General features: G+C 37.8%; 3 protein-coding genes and 1 pseudogene. All 4 read right to left on the bottom strand.

Annotated elements, in window-relative coordinates:
- Positions 1 to 280 (bottom strand): KxYKxGKxW signal peptide domain-containing protein (locus tag ACYQ21_RS15495; protein ID WP_460059572.1); only part of this gene is annotated, 280 nt, incomplete at its 3' end.
- A gap of 161 nt (positions 281 to 441) precedes the next feature.
- Positions 442 to 1,023, bottom strand: a complete 582-nt coding sequence (locus ACYQ21_RS15490; protein ID WP_460059571.1) for a hypothetical protein — start codon at positions 1,021 to 1,023, stop codon at positions 442 to 444.
- A gap of 161 nt (positions 1,024 to 1,184) precedes the next feature.
- Positions 1,185 to 1,442 carry a hypothetical protein gene (locus tag ACYQ21_RS15485; RefSeq protein ID WP_460059570.1) on the bottom strand — a complete coding sequence of 86 codons (258 nt, stop codon included), beginning with the start codon at positions 1,440 to 1,442 and terminating at the stop codon, positions 1,185 to 1,187.
- Position 1,443: 1 nt separating this feature from the next.
- A pseudogene (locus tag ACYQ21_RS15480) lies at positions 1,444 to 1,628 on the bottom strand (hypothetical protein); the annotation flags it as partial.

Raw genomic sequence — 1,628 nt, 5'->3', positions numbered from 1 at the left:
AGTTAGCACTTGCCAGAAGTCCGTCAACCGTGCCTTGGAAACTACTTGACGCCATGTCGTTTGATTGCGCCTTAACGACAGGCTTACCATTGAGTGTCCCGATTTGCGAGCCATTGACGACATCAGCCGAGACCACTTGAACTTTTTGAGAGACAAGTGGCACTACTTGATGAAGTGCAACGCCACCTACTAAAACAGCTAAAGCAGTAGCGCTATATAGCCACTTTTTGCCCGACTTCCATTGACGGAAACGAGTTTGTTTAGGTTCTTTATTACTCATGTAATATCCTTTCTTTTTTTACTTTGCAAAGTAAAAAAGCGCTCCACCTGCACGCTTCAATTTTAATTTATAGTTTTTGGGGAAAGAAAAAAAGACAAGAATTTTGATTTTCTTGTCTCTTAATATTTATTATTTAATTGATATTTCTCTTATTAGCAATATCAATCCCACGGTGTTGAACCGCCTGCAGGACCTTTACCAGAATCTAACGCATCTTTATCACGACCAGCTTGTGACCAATCAATCGCTCTATCTGGTTCTTGTGCAGGTGCTGAGTTACTTGGTGCGCTTGGTGTTTCTGGTTGAGGTGCATAGCCATAATCAGGTTGTTGTTGCTCTGGTTGTGCCACCGTCTGTTGGGCTTGCTGCTCTGCCTGTTGAGCCGCTACCGCCTGCGCTTGTTGTTCGGCTTGTGCTTTTTCAGCTTCTGCCTTAGCTTTAGCTTCACTATCAGCTTTTTCTTTAGCTTTTTTATCGGCTTCCACTTTGAGAGCCTTATCCTTAGCTTCTTTATCAGCCTTGGCTTTAGCTTCCTTATCGGCTTTTTCTTTAGCAATTTTATCAGCCTTAGATTTTTTGTCAGCTTCGATTTTTTCTTGACGGCTTTCTGCTTTAGCGCTTGCGACATTATTTTGATGAACGGCTATGCCAGTAGCACCACCGATTAAAACCAAAATGACAGCACCTACCGCCAAACGTTGCTTAAGTGTTGTAGCCTTGATTTTTTCCTTAATATTATTCATGATTATTATACCTCTAATCTATTTTTTAACTTCTTTTATATTACTATTATCTCATATAAACCTAGTATTTACAACGTTTTACAAGTATTTTTGATATAGTATGTAACTCTATCAGCCATAGATGTTTGTTATAGTTTTAAGCTATGATTATCTGCTATTTTTTACCAACTAATCGTAACCACTCCATTTTCATCTGTTACCATATAGCCTAGAGATAACAGTTTAGTTCGTCCCTCATCTGACAAACAGTAATTAACCATAGCTTGATTTTCTACATTTTCAATCGGTTTATATAGTGTAGTATCTAAATAACCCATTTCAGCATCACTCTTAATCCTTTCAAACAATTTTTCTTCTACATTTCCTATTGATTGTTCGTTTAATTTACGAGCTTCGACAGCTCTTAAAAAGTTAGTCATTTTACACCTCAATTCCTAAGACGACATAGCCGTCTTTTTGTTTGTATTCTGTAATATAAGTTACTTTTGCGATAATATTATCCGCTTGATATTCTGGTACTTTATCAAATCTCGCATACCGTTTATCGCCTTGTAAGGGATTGGTATTTTCTAATACTATATCCGTCTTTTGTGCATATCCTACAA

It is taken from the genome of Pseudolactococcus yaeyamensis (genome assembly GCF_054658615.1).
Note: the sequence above shows the minus strand (reverse complement) of the source record. Positions and strands in the feature narration are given on the sequence as shown.